Below are 15,423 nucleotides of genomic sequence, written 5' to 3'. Positions count from 1 at the left end.
CTCAGCGACACATCGCGTCGATGAGATCCGTGAACTGCGGGAACTCGGCTCGGGCGGCAGCGACGATCTGCCTGGGGGTACGGCGGCGGGCGGGTGCGTGTCGCTCGGCGATCGTTTGGAAGGCCTCATTCGGCTCGGTGGGGGAGCCGGGGTCCGTGAAGGCCTCGGCGGGGCCCAGCCCGGCGGCGAACAGCCAGAGGAGATCGCCGAGATCCCGGGCGATCACACCTGACTCACCCTCCGACCCGATGTAGACAACGGGCTGCTCGGTGATCGCGGCATCGGGCCGTACCAGCCAGAAGCCGGTGTAGTCGCCCGACCCGGTCGTGCCGAAGAAGCGGAACTCGCCGCCGTCGACCTCTTGGTTGCCGGTCCACAGGCGGAACCACCACGCCGTCCGGTCAGGCTCCTCGAAGTGATCGTATGGCTCGAAGTCGCAGCCGCGGGTCTCGTCGGTCTCCTCGTCCCACTCCCACTCGAAGCCGACCTCAGCCACCTCGGCCAGGGCAGTGGGCAACGCGAGACCTTCAGGTGTGTCCGTCACCCGGAAAGATTAAACGATCAATCGGGTCTGGTGCCCGGCGCGGTCAGAAACCGAAGCGGAACATCCGGTAGAAGTCTCTGGACGCGGGGATCATGTTCATGAGGCGGTACGTGACGCGGTAAACGCGCACGGGAATCTTCGCGTACAGCGAGGCGAAGGGGACGTCCTCGAGATACCTGAATCGCGGATTCCACCGCTCGATCTCCCGGCGGTCCCGAATCGCCGACGAGTAGGACGGATATCCCTTGCGGGCCAGCCTCTTCGACATCCGCTGTGTCAGGCGAACGACCCATGGGGCGAATCCATCGAACAGTAATTCTCCGCTGCCGAAACGGTCGGTTAATTGTTGGAGCAGCCGCTTGTTCTCGTTTTCGGTGAGGTACATCAGCAGCCCTTCGGCGATGACCAGCACCGGATACTCCGTGGGAATCTCGTCCAGCCACCTCGTTTCGGTGACCGAGGAGCCGATGGTGCGGTACCCGTCCAGCTCCGGATAGAGCTTGCGGCGCAGGTCGATGACATCGGGAAGGTCGACGTCGAACCAGCGGACACCGACCGGCAGGTCGAGCCGGAACGCCCGGCTGTCCAGCCCGCAGCCCAGGTGCAGCACGACGGCGTCCGGATGCCGGCGGAGGAAATCGGCGGTCCAATCGTCGAGTTGCCTGGCGCGCAATGCCAGCATGAACCGGTTGCCCGCCCCGCCGCGTAGCATCAATTTGCCGAAGTCGTAGTCGATACGATCCACGACCCCGGCCGCGACGTGATCCCGGAGAATCGAATCCTTCGAACGACTTTCCCAGGCCCGGAGATACAGGGTGGCGAGCATCGTCCGCTCCACGCCGGTGAAGTCTACCTTCTCTCTCATCGCCCTCTCCTTTTTGTCGCGCGGTAGTCCTCCCACCGCCGCATGAATTCGTCGTGGACCTCGGTGGCGGAGAACTCGCAGAAGTCGCGGAGCTCTTCGAGATGGTCCCGTTGCTCCGGGCGGCCCTCCCCGATCACCGACAGCCCGAACTCGGCCGCCTCCGCACCGGCTCCCATGCGATCCAGCTGGACCTGCAGCACGCGGGTGAAACCGCCGGGTGTGAGCCGGTAACGGTGCTCGCGGGTCGAGGAGGGCAGCCGCTCCACCAGGCCGCCTTCCTGCATGGGCCGGATGACGGTGCTGATCGACGGCTTGCTCACCCCGAGCGCGGCCGCCAGTTCGGTCAGCGACTGCTGCGGCGGATCACAGATCATCAGCCAGCCGTAGATCCGTCCCATCGTGCGGGGACCGCCCACCATCTCGAAGAACAGCCCGAGCCGGTCAACGAACTCGGCCTCGTCCGGGGAGATCTCGGTCACCGCATCTACCGCCTATATAGCATCGATCGTTAAGAAGAATCTTAACGAACTATACGCGCTTGGCGCCGGAGAGAACAGGCACGCGGCCTACAAGCTCCCGAGTTCTTTCAGTGCCTGCTCAGTTGCCGAGCCCGGCTCGGCGGCGTACAGGTCCAGCCCGCAGCACGACGGTTCGTCGGGCAGCGTGATGAGCTCGCGGTGCAGGGTCAGTTCGCCCACGACCGGGTGGTGCAGCACGTACGTCCGGGACCGCAGGCGCGCGACGGGATGCTCGGCCCATATCCGCGCGAAGTCCGCGCTCAGTTCCCGCATGTCGCCGATGTGCGCCGCGAGTCCGGCGTCCCCGCGATGGCGCCCGAGCAGAACGCGTAGATGCCCCACGTGCTCGCGCGCCGCCCGCTCCCAACCGGTGCGGTGCAGCAGACGCGCGGAGGGCTCGGTGAACAGCAGGTGCGAGAGCGTGCGGCGGTTCTCGGCCAACGCGGGGAAGTCCCCGAACACCACCACGGCGAGTTGGTTCCAGCCGACGATCTGGGTGTGCCGGCCGATCACCAGCGCCGGCGTCGTCACGAACGACGCCAACAGGTGACGAAAGCCAAGAGGCACCTCCGACGGGTCTCCGGCACCCGCGCACGGCTGGGGACGCCGTGCTACCCGGTGCAGGTACGTCAGTTCGTCGGTGTCCAGGCGCAGCGCCGCGCCGACGGCGCCCAAGATCTCGTCCGAGACGCTGTCGCCTTTGCCCTGTTCCAGACGCGTGTAGTGGGCGATGCTCACGCCCGCCAGCCGGGCCAGCTCCTCACGCCTCAGGCCCGCGACCCGGCGCGCTCGGCCGTAGTCGCGCAGCCCGACGTCCTCCGGGCGCAGGCGGGCACGGCGCGACTTGAGGAACTCGCTCAGCTCGATCCGGTCGTCCACGCGACAACCCTACGTCTGGGCGTGCGGCGGGTGATCACGCCGTGAGTACGCAGGACACGGGCCTGGCCGGACGATCGCGGCGGCTCCACGCTGTCAGGCGAGCCACCCACGAGCTCCTGTCCCGGCATCCACCCGAATGAATGGAGACAAGTCATGTCCAAAACGCTCGGACTCATCGGCAGCGGAATGATCGGTTCTTCCGTTGCCCGCCTGGCCATCGCGGCCGGCCTCGAGGTTGTCCTCAGCAATTCGCGAGAGCCCGAGACCCTCGCCGATCTCGTCGCCGAGCTGGGCGGGGGTGCACGTGCGGCCACACCGGCAGAAGCGGCACGCGCCGCGGACCTGGTGGTGGCGGCCATCCCGCTGAACGCCTACGAGCGGCTCCCCGCCGAAGCGCTGGCCGGCAAGACGGTGCTGGACACGGCGAACTACTACCCCGAGCGGGACGGCCACCTGGCCGAGCTGGACGCGGGTGAACTGACCTCAAGCGCGCTGATCCAGCGCCACCTCGCGGACTCCCAGGTGGTCAAGGTGTTCAACACCATCACCCCGCACCAGTTGTTCTCCCTCGCCCGGCCGACGGGAGCGCCGGACCGCAGCGCCCTGCCCATCGCCGGCGACGACGCGGCGGCCAAGGCAGAGACCATCCGGCTGCTGGACGTCCTCGGCTATGACGGGGTGGACATCGGCCCGCTTGCCGACAGCTGGCGCAGCGAACCGAACACGCCGGTATATATCCACCCCTATCTCGGCGAGACGCCCGCCATGAACGTTGAGGCCTTCCTCCGCTGGACCGTCCAGACACCCGGCGTCGCCGTTCCCGCAGCGCAGGTCGGCAAGCTCGTCGAGATCGCGATTCGCCAACCGGCCGGGGCGGCCAGGCTCCCGAGCGACGACTGAGTCAGCCGTCCTTCCGGCTGGTCACGTGGAGACCCGGCGAGCCGCGATCACCAGCAGGACGATCGCGCCGACCGTCAAGATGCGTTGCTGGTCAGGTCGACCGCCTGGCTCACGGGCTCGGTCGTGACCGGCTCCCATGGGAACGAGTGCCACGCGTACGTGAGCATGGCCCCCGCCGCGAGCGCCAGCCGGTGCGCGTCCGACCAGCCGGAGCGATGCGACCAGCGGGCCACCAGCGCGCCGACCGTGGCGAACACCGCCCAGGGGCTGGGCGCCTTCCCCTCGGCCATGGGGACGCTGGGACGCGGGCGCAGGCCGAGCACGACGAGCGCGGCGACCACCACGGCCGCCCTGACGTATTGGAGCGGGCCGGCGAGCAGGCCTTTGTTGGCGGCAGTGGCGGCGGTCACGCAGGCCGGGGCGACGGCGCGCTATCGCAGCGAGAGCGCGAACGCGATCACGGGACAGGCGCCACCTCATGGAGGCTCATATACGTGAGGTACTCCCGGAGATTGCCGGTCTAGTCGATGTCCTGAGCGATGAACTCGGCGTAACCGTCCGCGTCCCAATTGAAATCGGACTTGGGATTGTGGTCATGGATCTCCATCTCAAACAGCCAGCCCTCGCCGTAGGGGTCCCTGATGAGTAGCTCCGGAGTGTTGGCGAGCTCGGTGTTGACGGCGACGACTTTCGCCTCGACTGGTGCGCAGAAATCGCTCCAGTCCTCGTCAGGAGCAGCATCCCCGTCCTCCCACTCCTCGTCAGAATCAGCATTCCCCTCCTGACTCCAGCTGACCCGACCGAAGTAGTCACCCAGCTCGACGTAGCTACCTACCTCAGGCAACCGCACCTGCAGCCCTCTGTCGGGGATCTGACCTATGAAGAAGGTGGTGAAGCCGACCCTCACCCGGTCGCCAGGCGTGTCCAGCTTCCTGTTGCGCTTGAACCACTCCCCGTTGCCCCACATGTGCAGCTCACCGGCGTACAGGCGATCCTGGGGGTACTCGCTCACTTCTTCCTCCCGCAGAAAGGCAAACCGAACTCTTCTGATCTTCGCCCGGCGGCGGCTGTAGTGTCGAGGGGCCGCACCCGGGCCCAGACCACCGCCGTGGCGTGGGCGTCCAGGAGGCCGCGCGCCCCAGGTGGTCAGCACCGCGCGACGTTCGCGGAGCTTGATCTGTTCGGCGACCAGGAGGGCGATGTGGTTGCAGGCCACGCACCGCGGCCTCTGCCCGCGTACGGCGAGGCCCTGCTGACACTGGGCACCGCAGTCGGCGCACACACGCTGCGTGGCGGTCGGCCGCCGCGAGCAGGTCCGCATCGTGGACGAACTCAGGGCGAGCCGGCCGTCCACCAGCGGCCGGGTGTCGGTACCGGTCGCCGCGAGCAACCGTGCCGCTGGGCCGGAGACCTATGGGTGTGCGTGACCAGCCTGGGTGAGGGCGGCTTGTTGAGGCCTTCGAGGAGGCTGAGTGCAGGAATTGGCGGTAGCGACCTGTGACTTCTTGGTCCTGTTAGTGGTCTGTGATGGCCCGGGATTCCTGTAGCTACGGCCGGCCGCCACTCGGTTGATCAGTGGGTACGGCGGAGAGGCGCCAGGGCCTCGGTGACCTTGGCGATGGCCTCGGCACCGGGTTTGACGTAGCGCATGGCGGTGCGGGGGTTTTTGTGCCGGGTCTTGCCCATGATGAGCTGCAGCGGGATCTCGGCGTCGCCGAGGTGGGTGGCCGCCGAATGGCGCAGCTGGTGCAGGTCGAGCCCGGCGTGCTTCTCCAGCAGGACGCGGGCGCGGTCATAGCCGAGCCGGGCACGGCCGGTGTGCGGGCAGATATCGGCGGCCGCCGGGCGACGGGCCGGGACGGGGCGCCGTTCGGATAGGAACAGCGGGCCGCGGGTGCGTGCGCTGCTGTCGGGGAGCCGCAGCAGGCGGGGCAGCAGGTGGGCGGTGCCGCTTTCCCAGTACACCCATTCGACGGCGCCGCCCTTGGACCGGACGGGGGCGCGCCGGTGCTCGAGGTCGAGGTCCTCGACGTTGAGCGCGAGGATCTCGGCAGCTCTGGCCGCCGTTTCATAGAGCATCCGCCACAGCGCCCGCTCGCGCAGGGGGATGTCGCGGCGCGACAGCAGCCGGTGGATGGTGGTCTTGGCGATGGCGCGGGTTTCGTCGGCGGTTTCCTTGCGGCGTTCGGCGTCGGCCGGGATCGACGGGGCGGTCCAGTGCTTTTTGGTCTGGCACCAGGTCAGCCAGGAGGTGACGGCGGCGCGGTTGCGGTTCCAGGTCGCCGGCGCGCTCGCTCCCCACAGCTCGGCGAGCGCCTGGCCGATCTCGGAGTCGGTCACCTCTGCCAGCGGGCGGTCCCGGTTGAGCAGGGCGATGACGCGGTCGATGGCCGAGGCGTAGGCGCGGTGGGTGTTGGGGTTGGCCGTGCGCGGGGTGGCGAGGAAGGCGTCGGCGGCCGCGGCGAGGGTGACGTGCTCGCCGCGCAGGGCGGTGACCTTCGGCGCGCTACTCATGCCGGCCGCCCGGCGGCGCTTGTCGCACTGGCCCGGATGATGTACCGGATAACGTGCCGCGCTTGCGCATGCCCGGCAGGACGGCGCGGATGACGTCGGAGAGCCCGAAGACGTTGATCTCGAAGATCCGGCGGATCTCCTCGTCGGTGCTCTCCTCCACGGCCGCGAAGTAGCCGATACCGGCGTTGTTGACCAGCACGTCGATGCCGCCGAACCGGTCCTCGGCCGCGGCGACCGCGGCCCGCACCTGCGCGGGGTCGGTGACATCCAGCGGCAGGCCCAGGGCCCGGTCGCCGCCGCGTTCGATGATGTCGCGGATCTGTTCGGGGCGGCGGGCGGTGACGACGGCCTGATCGCCGTGGTCGAGGACGGCGAGCGCCAGGGCGCGGCCGAACCCGGTCGAGCAGCCGGTGATGAGCCAGGTCTTCACGTGTGATCTCCCGAATGTTGACGAAGGTTCCCCCCTTTGCGCGGACGCCACGCCCGCGACGGGGGTGCGTGCCCTGGGCCTGGCGCGGCCGGGGCAGGCGGGTCCGGCCGGTGTTCCGGGCGGGCCCGATGTCCAGTACACGACCCGGTCGCGGGGTGGTGGGGCGCGATGAGTGTCCCTGTTGTTCCTGGTCAGCGGATACATAGGACGCAGCGTCCTACGTTGCGGGCGGGTCAGGCCTCTCGGGCGGGGGCAGCATGGAGATATGGCCAGAAATGTGGAGTTGAGTGAGTTTCTGCGCCGGTGCCGTGCCCGGGTGAGTCCGGAATCGGTCGGACTGCCTGAGCGCGGCGCCTACCGGCGGGTGCCCGGCCTGCGCCGGGAGGAGGTTGCCCAGTTGGCCGGGGTGAGCACCGACTACTACACGCGGCTGGAGCAGGGCCGTCCGATCAGCCCGTCGCCGGGCGTGCTGGAGGCGATCGCCGCGGCGCTGCGCCTGGACGAGGCTGAGCGCGCTCACCTGTCGGACCTGATGCGGGCGCACACGGGCGGGGGGAAACCGTCCGGCGTGCCGATGGTGCAGCGGGTCCGGCCGGGGCTGCACCGGTTCCTGGAGTCGTTCACCGACCAGGCCGGGTTCATCCTGGGCCGGCGTGGGGACATCCTGGCCAGCAACCACCTGTGCCGGGCCCTGCTGGCCGACTTCGACGCCATGCCGTATCGGGAGCGCAACCTCACCCGCTGGATCATCCTGGACCCGGCCGCCCGCGACCTTTACCTGGACTGGGAGCGGATCGCCGCGGAGATGACGGCGATCCTGCGACTGGACGCCGGACGCCACCCCGACGACACCCGCACCGCGGAGCTGGTCGGGGAGCTGGCGATGAAGAGCGAGCACTTCCGCCGCTGGTGGGCCGACCACAAGGTGCTCACCCGCACCTTCGGCCGCAAGCGGTTCCGGCACCCGATCGTCGGGCCGCTCACCATCGACTACCAGGCCCTCGCCATACCAGGCGAGGAAGACCAGACCCTCTTCCTGTACCTGCCCGCAGACGACCAGGCCGACCAGGACGCCTGGCGGCTGCTGGCCAGCTGGGCCGCCGACCCCGCCACCGGCAGGCAGAAGGCGTCAGGCTCGGCGGCCCGGTCCGCCACCGACACCGCAGACGCCGCCACGGACACCGCACACACCGATAGGAGCACCTCATGAGCACCACCCACCACACCTCCGAACGTCCGCTGGCGCTGGTCACCGGCGCGTCGGGCGGGATCGGCTACCAGCTGGCCCTGCTGTTCGCCCGTGACGGCTACGACCTGGTGGCCACCGGCCGCAGCGACAAGATCCACCGCATCGCCGCCGACTTCGAACGGCATGGCGCCCGCGTCTTTCCCGTCCAAGCCGATCTGGCCGATCGCGAGGGCGTGCGCGCGGTCTGGCAGGCGGTGCAGGACACCGGACGGCCGTTGCGGGCGGCGGTCCTGAACGCCGGACGCAGCATCGGCGGCGCGTTCCTCGACACCGACCTGGACGACGAGCTCGACCTCATCGCCCTGAACACCACCTCGGTGGTGTCGCTGGCCAAGCCCGTGGTGCGGCACATGGCCGAGCACGGCAGAGGCCGGATCCTCATCACCTCCTCCATCTCGGCGCTCACCCCGACCCCGTACGAGACCGTGTACGGGCCGACCCGGGCCTTCACCTACTCCTTCGCCGAGTCGCTGCGCCAGGAGCTCAAGGAGCGCGCCCCCGGCGTCACCGTGACCGCGCTGCTGCCCGGCGCGACCGACAGCGACTTCCACGCCAACGCCGGGATGAGCAACACCGCTTTGGGCCCCGGCGCCAAGAAGAACAGCCGCGTCGAGGTCGCCGCACAGGGCTTCCGCGCGCTCATGGCGGGCAAGCATCATGTCGTCGGCGGGGACCTGGCCACCAAGCTCACCGCTCTGGTCAACCGGATTCTGCCCGAACCGCTCAAGGCCGCCCGCCAGGCCCGCATCACCCGCCCGCGTGACACCGGCCGCCCCGCGGCGCCGCGCCGGGAGCCCGCCGCGCCCGGCCGCTGACCGGCCCGCACGCGACCTCGCATGTCAGGAAAGGATCACCGCGCCATGCACCAGCGCTTCGACGCGGCCGAAGAGAGTGTCCACGTCAGGCATGGCAAAGCGTGGGTCGACCAGGACGGCAACGTGCGCCTGGGCTACACCCTCGCCGTGCCGGTCGACCGCGAACCCGACAAGACGGTGCTGCTGGTGCACGGCGCCCCGCAGACCCGCTACGCCTGGCGCAAGGTCATCGGCCCGCTGGCCGAGGCCGGCTACCGGGTGATCGCTCCCGACTACCGCGGGGCGGGCGCCTCCACCAAGCCGCGCGACGGCTACGACAAATGGACCATGGCCGGCGACCTGCACAGCCTGGTCCACGACGTCCTGGCGGTGACGGGGCCGGTGTCGCTGGTTGGCCACGACCTGGGGTCGATGCTCGCGCTCAGCTACGCGCTGCGCTACCGGTCCGACGTGGTCAGCGCGACGTTCATGGAGGCTCCGCTGCCCGGCACCGACTACTACGAGCAGCGCAAGGTCGCCAAGAGCGCCTGGCATTTCGACTTCCCCGCCAACCCCGACATCGCCGTCTACCTCACCCATGGGCGTGAACGCTGGTACATCAACCGGTTCTTCGACGACCTGGCCTACCAGCCCGACGCCATCGGCAACGACGATCTGGACCTCTACGCCCGCGCGTTCGAAGCGCCGGGCGCGATGCGCGCCCTGTGCGAGATCTACCGCGAACTCGACCATGACGCCGACCTCAACCGCGCCGACCTTTCCCGCCACGGCAAGCTCGCCATCCCGGTTCTGGCCTCCGGCGGCGGCACGCAGATCCTGTCCAAGGAATACGAGCCGATGTGCCGCCAGATCGCCGAGAACGTCACCGGCCGCCTCGTCCCCGATTGTGGGCACTGGGTCGCCGAGGAGAACCCCGGCTACTTCACCACCATGTTCCTGGAGTTCGACGAGGGCGCCCGCACCCACTGACCGGAACTTAGGCAGAAAACGAGGGGGAGCCCCACCATGCCCAACAGCCGCACCGACCACCTGCAGGACCGCGTAAGCGTCATCACCGGCGCCTCCTCCGGCATCGGCGCAGCCAGCGCCCACGCCCTGGCCGCCTGCGGCGCCCGCGTCGTCCTGGCCGCCCGCAACGCCGACAAACTCAACGACCTCGTCACCAGCATCCGGGACGCCGGCGGCACCGCCACCGCCCGCGTCACCGACGTCACCCGGCCCGACGACGTCGAGGGCCTGGTGGAGTTCGCCGCCCAGGAATTCGGCCCACCCTGGCGCCGAGCCGGGCGATCTCGCTCACCCGGCGCAGTTCCTCGGCCATCACCCGGCCCGAGGCCCTCCTCGGCGGCGTACGCAGCCGCTCCAGCTCTGAACGACGCTTGCCGTCCGGCACCGCCAGCAGCCCCACCAACGCGGCACGCATTTCCTGCGATAACCGGCCCGACAACAGCGCGTGCAGCCGCTCGTTCTCCGCCCGCCGAACCTCACCGACCAGCCGCACCAGGACCGTGATGCCCGGCAGCAGTATCCGCTCCTTGAGCAGGTGCACCCGCGCCCGGTCGAACAACGCCCGTGGTCCCTCCACCGACGCCCACACCCGCGCCGCCACGTACTGGCGCACCTCCTGCTCGCACGCACCGAAGTCGCGGTAGCCGAGCAGTTCGCGGATCTGCCACGCGTGCTCGTAGGCGGTCTTGGGCCGCTGCCCGTAGTCGGCGAAGCAGGCCGGATCCAGATCCAGCTGCTCGGCTACGAAGGCGACCGCCCCGGACGGGACCGCGAGCGGGTCCTCGGTCAGGAAGACCCCGAGCATCCGCACGGTTGCCCGCTGCACGGCCCACCCCAGCCGGGTGGCCGGGCGGCGTTTGTCAGCCAGCGCGTCCAGCGCCGCCCGGTCCAGTCGGAAGAACTGCTCCAGCTCGGACGCCGACGGTTCCTCGGGGAAGCGGCCGTAGCGGGCTACCTGCTCATCGGAGAGAAATTCGAATGGCATGAGCCAGGACCGTAGGACCATTCATCAGGGCAAACAGTCCTCGTCATCGAACCGAAACGAAGATCAAGTTCCTAGCGCCAATTCCTGCACTCAGCCTCCTCGAAAGCCTTGACGGTAGTGGGCGGCTTCGAGTTCGGCGGGTGGATGTCGTCGCAGGACTGGCCCGGTTGGGGCCTGGAGCAGTTGGACAAGAGGCGCTAGACGGTCGGCCGGATGTTCTGGTTGAGGTGGAAGACGTTGGCCGGGTCGTAGCTGTTCTTCAGCGCGGTCAGCCGGGCCAGCTTGGCCGGGGGGAAGGCGCGGTTGACGCTTTCGCCGTTGAGGGTGTTGACGTAGGCGCCGCCGGCGTACGGGTCGAGGGTGGCGGCGTACGCGCGGATCGTGGCGATCCGTTCGGCGTCGTCGGCGGGATCCTCCCAGCGGGTGGCGGTGACGAACTCGAACTGGGTGTCGCGGTGGCTGAAGGCGGCGTCGTCGTCCGCGACCTCGGCGATCGCGCCGCCGTACGCCTGCAGGCTGGCGCCGATGCCGGGGTTGCGGAGCAGGGCGCGGATCGCCTCGTCGGGCAGAGACTTGAAGTAGTGGCCTTTCCAGTAGCGGCGGAACCGATGTCCTTGCACGCTGTCTTCGCGGCTCTGCAGGGTCAGGTAGGACAGCTCCTCGACGCTCTCGGCAACTATCGTGCCGAGCTCGCGGAAGGCCGCGATCAGCTCGGCACCCTCGTCCGGGTCGCCGACCCAGACGAAGCCGATGGTCAGTTCCTGGCCGCTGATACTCGCGGTGAAGGTGGCCTGGCGGGGTGCGGTAGCGTTCAGGTCGCGCCAACCTCGCAGTACGGCGAAGGCCTCTTCCCAGGCGTAGGTGAACTCGGCGACGAGGGTGCGGGTGCCGACCTGGTGCAAGCGGAACTCGAACGAGGTGACGATGCCGAAGTTGCCGCCGCCACCGCGCAGTCCCCAGAACAGCTCGGGGTTCTCGGTCGCACTCGCTGTCACGATGTCGCCGGTGGCGGTCACGACTTCGTACGAGGCCACATTGTCGCAGGCGAGCCCGAACTGCCGGGCGAGCCAGCCCATCCCGCCGCCGAGGGTGAGGCCGCCGACGCCGGTGTGCGACACATTGCCGGCCGTGGTAGCCAGGCCGTACTCCTGCGCGGCGCGATCCAGTTCGCCGAGCAGGGCGCCGCCCTGGATCCAGGCGAGCCGCCGCTCGGGGTCGACGCGGACCTTGTTCATCGGCGTCAGGTCGATCATCATCCCGCCCTCGGGTACAGCGAGTCCGGCGATGTTGTGGCCGCCGCAGCGGACCCCGATCTCCAGGTCCCCGGCCTGGGCGAAGCGGACCGCCGCCGCGACGTCCGCGGTGGCGTGACAGCGGGCGATCACGGCCGGGTGCCGGTCGATCATCGCGTTCCAGACCGTTCGCGCCTCGTCGTACCCGGCCTCTCCCGGGTGCAGCAGTTCAAGGGTGAGAGCGGTGGTGGTCATCGTCGTACTCCTGTCGCAAGTGGTGGTGCTCACCACCCTGACAGCGAAGCGGTACTTCGATAAGGTCCAGTTCTGTGAGCCGATCCAGGACCAATTTGGGCACCGGTGAGCTGCTCGTCGAGCTCCGGCGCGACTCGTCCGTGCCGCTGCACCAGCAGTTGGAAAGCGGCATCCGGGACCGGATCCGGCAGGGGCTGCTCCGGGCCGGCGCGGTGATGCCGGCGACGCGCGCCCTCGCGACGGATCTCGGGCTGTCCAGGGGAGTGGTCGTCGAGGCCTACCAGCAGTTGGTGGCCGAGGGGTATCTGGTCAGCCGGACCGGCGGTTACACGCAGGTGGCGCCGGCGGCGGCCGGGATCCAGGTGGAGCAGAAGAGCGCCGCGGCAACCGGTGAGCCGCCCCGGATCGATTTCAAGTACAGCAAGCCGGACGTCTCCCAGTTCCCTCGCGCTGCCTGGTTGCGGTCGATCCGCAAGGTGCTCAACGAGACGCCGAACAGGAGCCTGGCCTACCTGGACGGGCGCGGCACCACCGAACTCCGTGAGGCTCTGGCCGACTACCTGAACCGGGTTCGCGGTACGTCGGCGCGGCCGGAGAACATGCTGATCTGCAACGGCTTCGCCCAAGGTTCGCGGCTGCTCCTGCAGGTGCTGGCGGCTGCCGGGTATCGCCGGCTGGCGGTCGAGGACCCGTCCGACAATGAGGTTCGCGACGTCGCGACGAAGGCGGGGCTGGAGACGGTCGGCGTACCGGTGCTGGAGACCGGGCTGGAGGTGGAGGCGCTCGAGCGGTCGCGAGCCGACGTCGTCCTGGTGACCGCTGCCCACCAGTTCCCGACCGGTGCGGTGGCTTCGGCGCAGACGCGGGCCGGGTTGGTCGCGTGGGCCACGAAGCACGATGTTCTGGTCATCGAGGACGACTACGACGCGGAGTACCGGTACGACCGCGAGCCGATCGGCGCCATCCAGGGCCTGGCGCCGGAGTCCGTGGTCTACGCCGGTACGGCGAGCAAGACGCTGGCGCCAGGGCTCCGGCTCGGCTGGCTGATCCTGCCGAGCCGTCTGGTCGAGCCGATGTCGACGGCCAAGGTGGCCGACGATCGCGGCTCGCCGGTGTTCGACCAGCTGACCTTCGCGGACTTCGTAGCGCGGGGTGAGTTCGATCGGCACCTGCGCCGGATGCGGCCGCGGTACCGGCAGTTGCGGGACACGCTCGTCGGCCGGCTGGCCGAGCGGGTGCCGGACCTCGTGCCGATCGGAGTCTCCGCGGGCCTCCATGTGATGACGTGGCTGCCACCCGATCTGACCGAGGCGGCTGTGACGAATGCGGCGCTGGAACGCGGCCTCGGGGTCTACGGCCTGGCCCCCTACTGGGTGGAGAAGGCGGGACCGGAAGGTCTGGTCTTCGGGTACGGCAACCTGACCGAACCGGCCGTCGTCGAGGGCATCGACCTGCTCGCCGATGCCATCGGCTCCCTCCGCCGTCAGTAGCCGGGCGCCTTCCCCTCGGCCGTGGGGGTGCTGGGGCGCGGGAGAGCGCGCGGACCCGGGCGGCGTGGTCAGTTCGTCCCCGTGGGAACGTGCTAGCCGACGTGCGGGGGCGGTGGCGGAAGGGTTAGGGCGGCGCGGACCGCGGCCTTCAGTCGTTCCCGGCTGTCGGCGCCGATCTCGGGCAGGCCGTCCGCGGACGGCGCGGTCAACGTCCGGCGGAACATCGCCGTCGGCATATCGACCACACACAGCGTCATCACCTCGACGCCCGCCCTGTCGGCCCGGTCCCACAGCGCCCGCGCCAGCCCGGACAGCAACATCATCAGCCGCTTGTCCAGGGCGAACATCGCCTCGGCCAGTTCCTGCGGAACCTGGGGACCGAGCAGCTGGTCACGTCGCGTCGTCATCAGCAGCCGCGCCGATATGGGCCGCCGGTCGGCGAACACCGCGGGCGCGCTCGCCGCCGCCACCACCGCCTCGACCGCCGCCTCCTGGCCGTCGCCCCGCGCCGCGTCGACGAGCTCGATCTGCAGATTCAGAAGTTCTTCCGCCGCCCTCAGCCACAGCCGCCCGAGCAGCACCGGCAGCGACCCGAACGCGTGGTAGATCGCCCCGTTCGACACCCCGGAGGCCGCCGCCAGCCCGCGCACCGTCAAGGCCTCCGGACCGCCGTCGACCACCAGTCGCTCGGCGACATCCAGCAAGTGATCCAGGTCATGAACCCGAGGGCGAGGCACGCTAACCAGAATAACAGAGCACGTGCTCTGCAACTGTGTATCTTGGAGACATTCTCGCGGGCAGAGCGAGTACGCCACCCGCGAGGTCGACCCCTCCTAGCCATACGAGGTCACATCGAATGTCCAAACCCGTAAACCGGGCGTTAGCCCGTGCCAGAACCCTGGCAGCGCTGGTCCTGTTCACCGTGCTGGGCTCGTTGCTCACCGCGCCCGCCGCGTCCGCCGCGGCGGGTGCGCCCATGCTGCCCCTGTTCGTACGCAGGGCGAGCGACGGCCACCTGCTCGCCTATGAGCCCAAGAGCACCGGCGGCCTCGAGACCGCCGTCGATCTCGGCGGCGGCTTCTCCGCGGCGACCGCGATCCTGCGCGCCAACACCTCTGAGAACGGCACCAGGAACGACCTGTTCTTCCGTCTGGGCGGCGAGCTCTACTACACCGCCGAGCGCGGCACCTCCACCATGCCCGTCGCCTCGAACATGGACGGCTACAACCTGATCATGACCCCGGGCAACATGGGTAGCAGCGCCGCGCCCGAGATCATCGCACGGGACACGGCCGGCGCCCTGTGGCTCTACCCGGGCCGCACCGACGGCGGTCTCGCGGCCCGCGTCCAGGCCGGGACCGCCGGCTGGAACGGCATGGACGCCCTGGCGGGCTACGGCGACTACACCGGCGACGGCAAGAACGACCTGCTGGCCAGGACCACCGCCGGCACCCTCTACATCTATCCGGGGACCGGCGGCATCACCGCCGACCAGATCCTGGGCGCCCGCATCAGCGCGGGCACCGGCTGGGACGCCTACACCGCCCTGGTCTCCACCGGCGACAACAACGGGGACGGCAAAGCCGACCTGATCGCCCGCGACTCCGCCGGCGCACTGTGGCTCTTCAAGGGCACCGGCGTCTCCTCGGCTCCCTTCGCCGCCAAAGAAAAGATCGGCAACGCGGGCTGGAACGCCTTCAACGCCTTCTTCTGAGCACCTCCATCCCCGTACCAGCGGC

General features: G+C 69.4%; 17 protein-coding genes and 1 pseudogene. 7 read left to right on the top strand and 11 right to left on the bottom strand.

Annotation, left to right across the window (positions count from 1 at the left end):
• Position 1: 1 nt before the first annotated feature.
• The 4 genes from AB0C30_RS43185 to AB0C30_RS43170 form a co-directional block, all read right to left on the bottom strand.
• Positions 2-544, bottom strand: coding sequence for an SMI1/KNR4 family protein (locus tag AB0C30_RS43185; RefSeq protein WP_357955082.1), 543 nt, complete (start codon positions 542-544; stop codon positions 2-4).
• Positions 545-587: 43 nt separating this feature from the next.
• Positions 588-1,382 (bottom strand): class I SAM-dependent methyltransferase, encoded by a 795-nt coding sequence (locus AB0C30_RS43180; RefSeq protein WP_357955080.1) that lies wholly within the window; start codon positions 1,380-1,382, stop codon positions 588-590.
• A 23-nt stretch (positions 1,383-1,405) separates the two neighbouring features.
• Positions 1,406-1,888: a MarR family transcriptional regulator gene (locus tag AB0C30_RS43175; RefSeq protein ID WP_357955078.1), complete on the bottom strand. Its 483-nt coding sequence runs from the start codon at positions 1,886-1,888 to the stop codon at positions 1,406-1,408.
• An 87-nt stretch (positions 1,889-1,975) separates the two neighbouring features.
• Positions 1,976-2,806 (bottom strand): helix-turn-helix transcriptional regulator, encoded by an 831-nt coding sequence (locus AB0C30_RS43170; protein WP_357955076.1) that lies wholly within the window; start codon positions 2,804-2,806, stop codon positions 1,976-1,978.
• A gap of 153 nt (positions 2,807-2,959) precedes the next feature.
• On the opposite strand from AB0C30_RS43170, the gene AB0C30_RS43165 reads away from it, so the two are divergent.
• Positions 2,960-3,706 carry an NAD(P)-binding domain-containing protein gene (locus AB0C30_RS43165; RefSeq protein WP_357955074.1) on the top strand — a complete coding sequence of 249 codons (747 nt, stop codon included), beginning with the start codon at positions 2,960-2,962 and terminating at the stop codon, positions 3,704-3,706.
• 74 nt (positions 3,707-3,780) lie between these two features.
• On the opposite strand, the gene AB0C30_RS43160 is transcribed toward AB0C30_RS43165, so the two are convergent.
• The 4 genes from AB0C30_RS43160 to AB0C30_RS43145 all read right to left on the bottom strand — a co-directional run bounded on the left by AB0C30_RS43160 (position 3,781) and on the right by AB0C30_RS43145 (position 6,650).
• Positions 3,781-4,116 carry a hypothetical protein gene (locus AB0C30_RS43160; RefSeq protein WP_357955072.1) on the bottom strand — a complete coding sequence of 112 codons (336 nt, stop codon included), beginning with the start codon at positions 4,114-4,116 and terminating at the stop codon, positions 3,781-3,783.
• Positions 4,117-4,226: 110 nt separating this feature from the next.
• Positions 4,227-4,718 carry a hypothetical protein gene (locus AB0C30_RS43155; protein ID WP_357955071.1) on the bottom strand — a complete coding sequence of 164 codons (492 nt, stop codon included), beginning with the start codon at positions 4,716-4,718 and terminating at the stop codon, positions 4,227-4,229.
• Between the two features lie 560 nt (positions 4,719-5,278).
• On the bottom strand, positions 5,279-6,220 hold the full coding sequence (locus AB0C30_RS43150; protein ID WP_357955068.1) for a site-specific integrase: 942 nt from the start codon (positions 6,218-6,220) through the stop codon (positions 5,279-5,281).
• Complete coding sequence (locus tag AB0C30_RS43145) at positions 6,213-6,650, bottom strand: SDR family NAD(P)-dependent oxidoreductase (protein ID WP_357955065.1); 438 nt, start codon at positions 6,648-6,650, stop codon at positions 6,213-6,215. The genes AB0C30_RS43150 and AB0C30_RS43145 overlap by 8 nt, the downstream gene beginning before the upstream one ends.
• Before the next feature lie 265 nt (positions 6,651-6,915).
• Here AB0C30_RS43145 and AB0C30_RS43140 point away from each other — a divergent pair, with 265 nt between their 5' ends.
• The 4 genes and pseudogenes from AB0C30_RS43140 to AB0C30_RS43125 all read left to right on the top strand — a co-directional run.
• Positions 6,916-7,860: a helix-turn-helix transcriptional regulator gene (locus tag AB0C30_RS43140; RefSeq protein WP_357955064.1), complete on the top strand. Its 945-nt coding sequence runs from the start codon at positions 6,916-6,918 to the stop codon at positions 7,858-7,860.
• Complete coding sequence (locus AB0C30_RS43135; RefSeq protein WP_357955062.1) at positions 7,857-8,714, top strand: SDR family NAD(P)-dependent oxidoreductase; 858 nt, start codon at positions 7,857-7,859, stop codon at positions 8,712-8,714. Before AB0C30_RS43140 ends, AB0C30_RS43135 begins: the two co-directional genes overlap by 4 nt.
• Positions 8,715-8,759: 45 nt before the next feature.
• On the top strand, positions 8,760-9,683 hold the full coding sequence (locus AB0C30_RS43130) for an alpha/beta hydrolase (RefSeq protein ID WP_357955059.1): 924 nt from the start codon (positions 8,760-8,762) through the stop codon (positions 9,681-9,683).
• A gap of 36 nt (positions 9,684-9,719) precedes the next feature.
• A pseudogene (locus tag AB0C30_RS43125) lies at positions 9,720-9,923 on the top strand (SDR family NAD(P)-dependent oxidoreductase); the annotation flags it as partial.
• 1 nt (position 9,924) lies between these two features.
• Here AB0C30_RS43125 and AB0C30_RS43120 read toward each other — a convergent pair.
• Positions 9,925-10,707 (bottom strand): DUF4158 domain-containing protein, encoded by a 783-nt coding sequence (locus AB0C30_RS43120; protein ID WP_357955057.1) that lies wholly within the window; start codon positions 10,705-10,707, stop codon positions 9,925-9,927.
• A 197-nt stretch (positions 10,708-10,904) separates the two neighbouring features.
• Positions 10,905-12,194 (bottom strand): FAD-binding oxidoreductase, encoded by a 1,290-nt coding sequence (locus tag AB0C30_RS43115; protein WP_357955055.1) that lies wholly within the window; start codon positions 12,192-12,194, stop codon positions 10,905-10,907.
• Between the two features lie 74 nt (positions 12,195-12,268).
• Between AB0C30_RS43115 and AB0C30_RS43110 the strand changes: the two genes are divergently transcribed.
• Positions 12,269-13,684 carry a PLP-dependent aminotransferase family protein gene (locus AB0C30_RS43110; RefSeq protein ID WP_357955054.1) on the top strand — a complete coding sequence of 472 codons (1,416 nt, stop codon included), beginning with the start codon at positions 12,269-12,271 and terminating at the stop codon, positions 13,682-13,684.
• A 92-nt stretch (positions 13,685-13,776) separates the two neighbouring features.
• Here the strand turns inward: AB0C30_RS43110 and AB0C30_RS43105 are convergent, their stop codons facing one another.
• On the bottom strand, positions 13,777-14,388 hold the full coding sequence (locus AB0C30_RS43105) for a helix-turn-helix domain-containing protein (RefSeq protein WP_357955052.1): 612 nt from the start codon (positions 14,386-14,388) through the stop codon (positions 13,777-13,779).
• Between the two features lie 152 nt (positions 14,389-14,540).
• Here AB0C30_RS43105 and AB0C30_RS43100 point away from each other — a divergent pair, with 152 nt between their 5' ends.
• Complete coding sequence (locus AB0C30_RS43100) at positions 14,541-15,398, top strand: FG-GAP-like repeat-containing protein (protein WP_357955051.1); 858 nt, start codon at positions 14,541-14,543, stop codon at positions 15,396-15,398.
• Positions 15,399-15,423: the final 25 nt, after the last annotated feature.

This window comes from Nonomuraea sp. NPDC048901, from assembly GCF_040649695.1.
Taxonomy (GTDB): domain Bacteria; phylum Actinomycetota; class Actinomycetes; order Streptosporangiales; family Streptosporangiaceae; genus Nonomuraea.
The sequence above is the reverse complement of the archived record's forward strand: the minus strand, read 5'-3'. Positions and strand labels throughout refer to the sequence as shown.

Coding starts and splice junctions, on each gene's coding strand:
- AB0C30_RS43165 (WP_357955074.1), top strand. CDS start 2,960: ATGTCCAAAACGCTCGGACTCATCGGCAGCGGAATGATCGGTTCTTCC.
- AB0C30_RS43150 (WP_357955068.1), bottom strand. CDS start 6,220: ATGAGTAGCGCGCCGAAGGTCACCGCCCTGCGCGGCGAGCACGTCACC.
- AB0C30_RS43140 (WP_357955064.1), top strand. CDS start 6,916: ATGGCCAGAAATGTGGAGTTGAGTGAGTTTCTGCGCCGGTGCCGTGCC.
- AB0C30_RS43135 (WP_357955062.1), top strand. CDS start 7,857: ATGAGCACCACCCACCACACCTCCGAACGTCCGCTGGCGCTGGTCACC.
- AB0C30_RS43130 (WP_357955059.1), top strand. CDS start 8,760: ATGCACCAGCGCTTCGACGCGGCCGAAGAGAGTGTCCACGTCAGGCAT.
- AB0C30_RS43120 (WP_357955057.1), bottom strand. CDS start 10,707: ATGCCATTCGAATTTCTCTCCGATGAGCAGGTAGCCCGCTACGGCCGC.
- AB0C30_RS43115 (WP_357955055.1), bottom strand. CDS start 12,194: ATGACCACCACCGCTCTCACCCTTGAACTGCTGCACCCGGGAGAGGCC.
- AB0C30_RS43100 (WP_357955051.1), top strand. CDS start 14,541: ATGTCCAAACCCGTAAACCGGGCGTTAGCCCGTGCCAGAACCCTGGCA.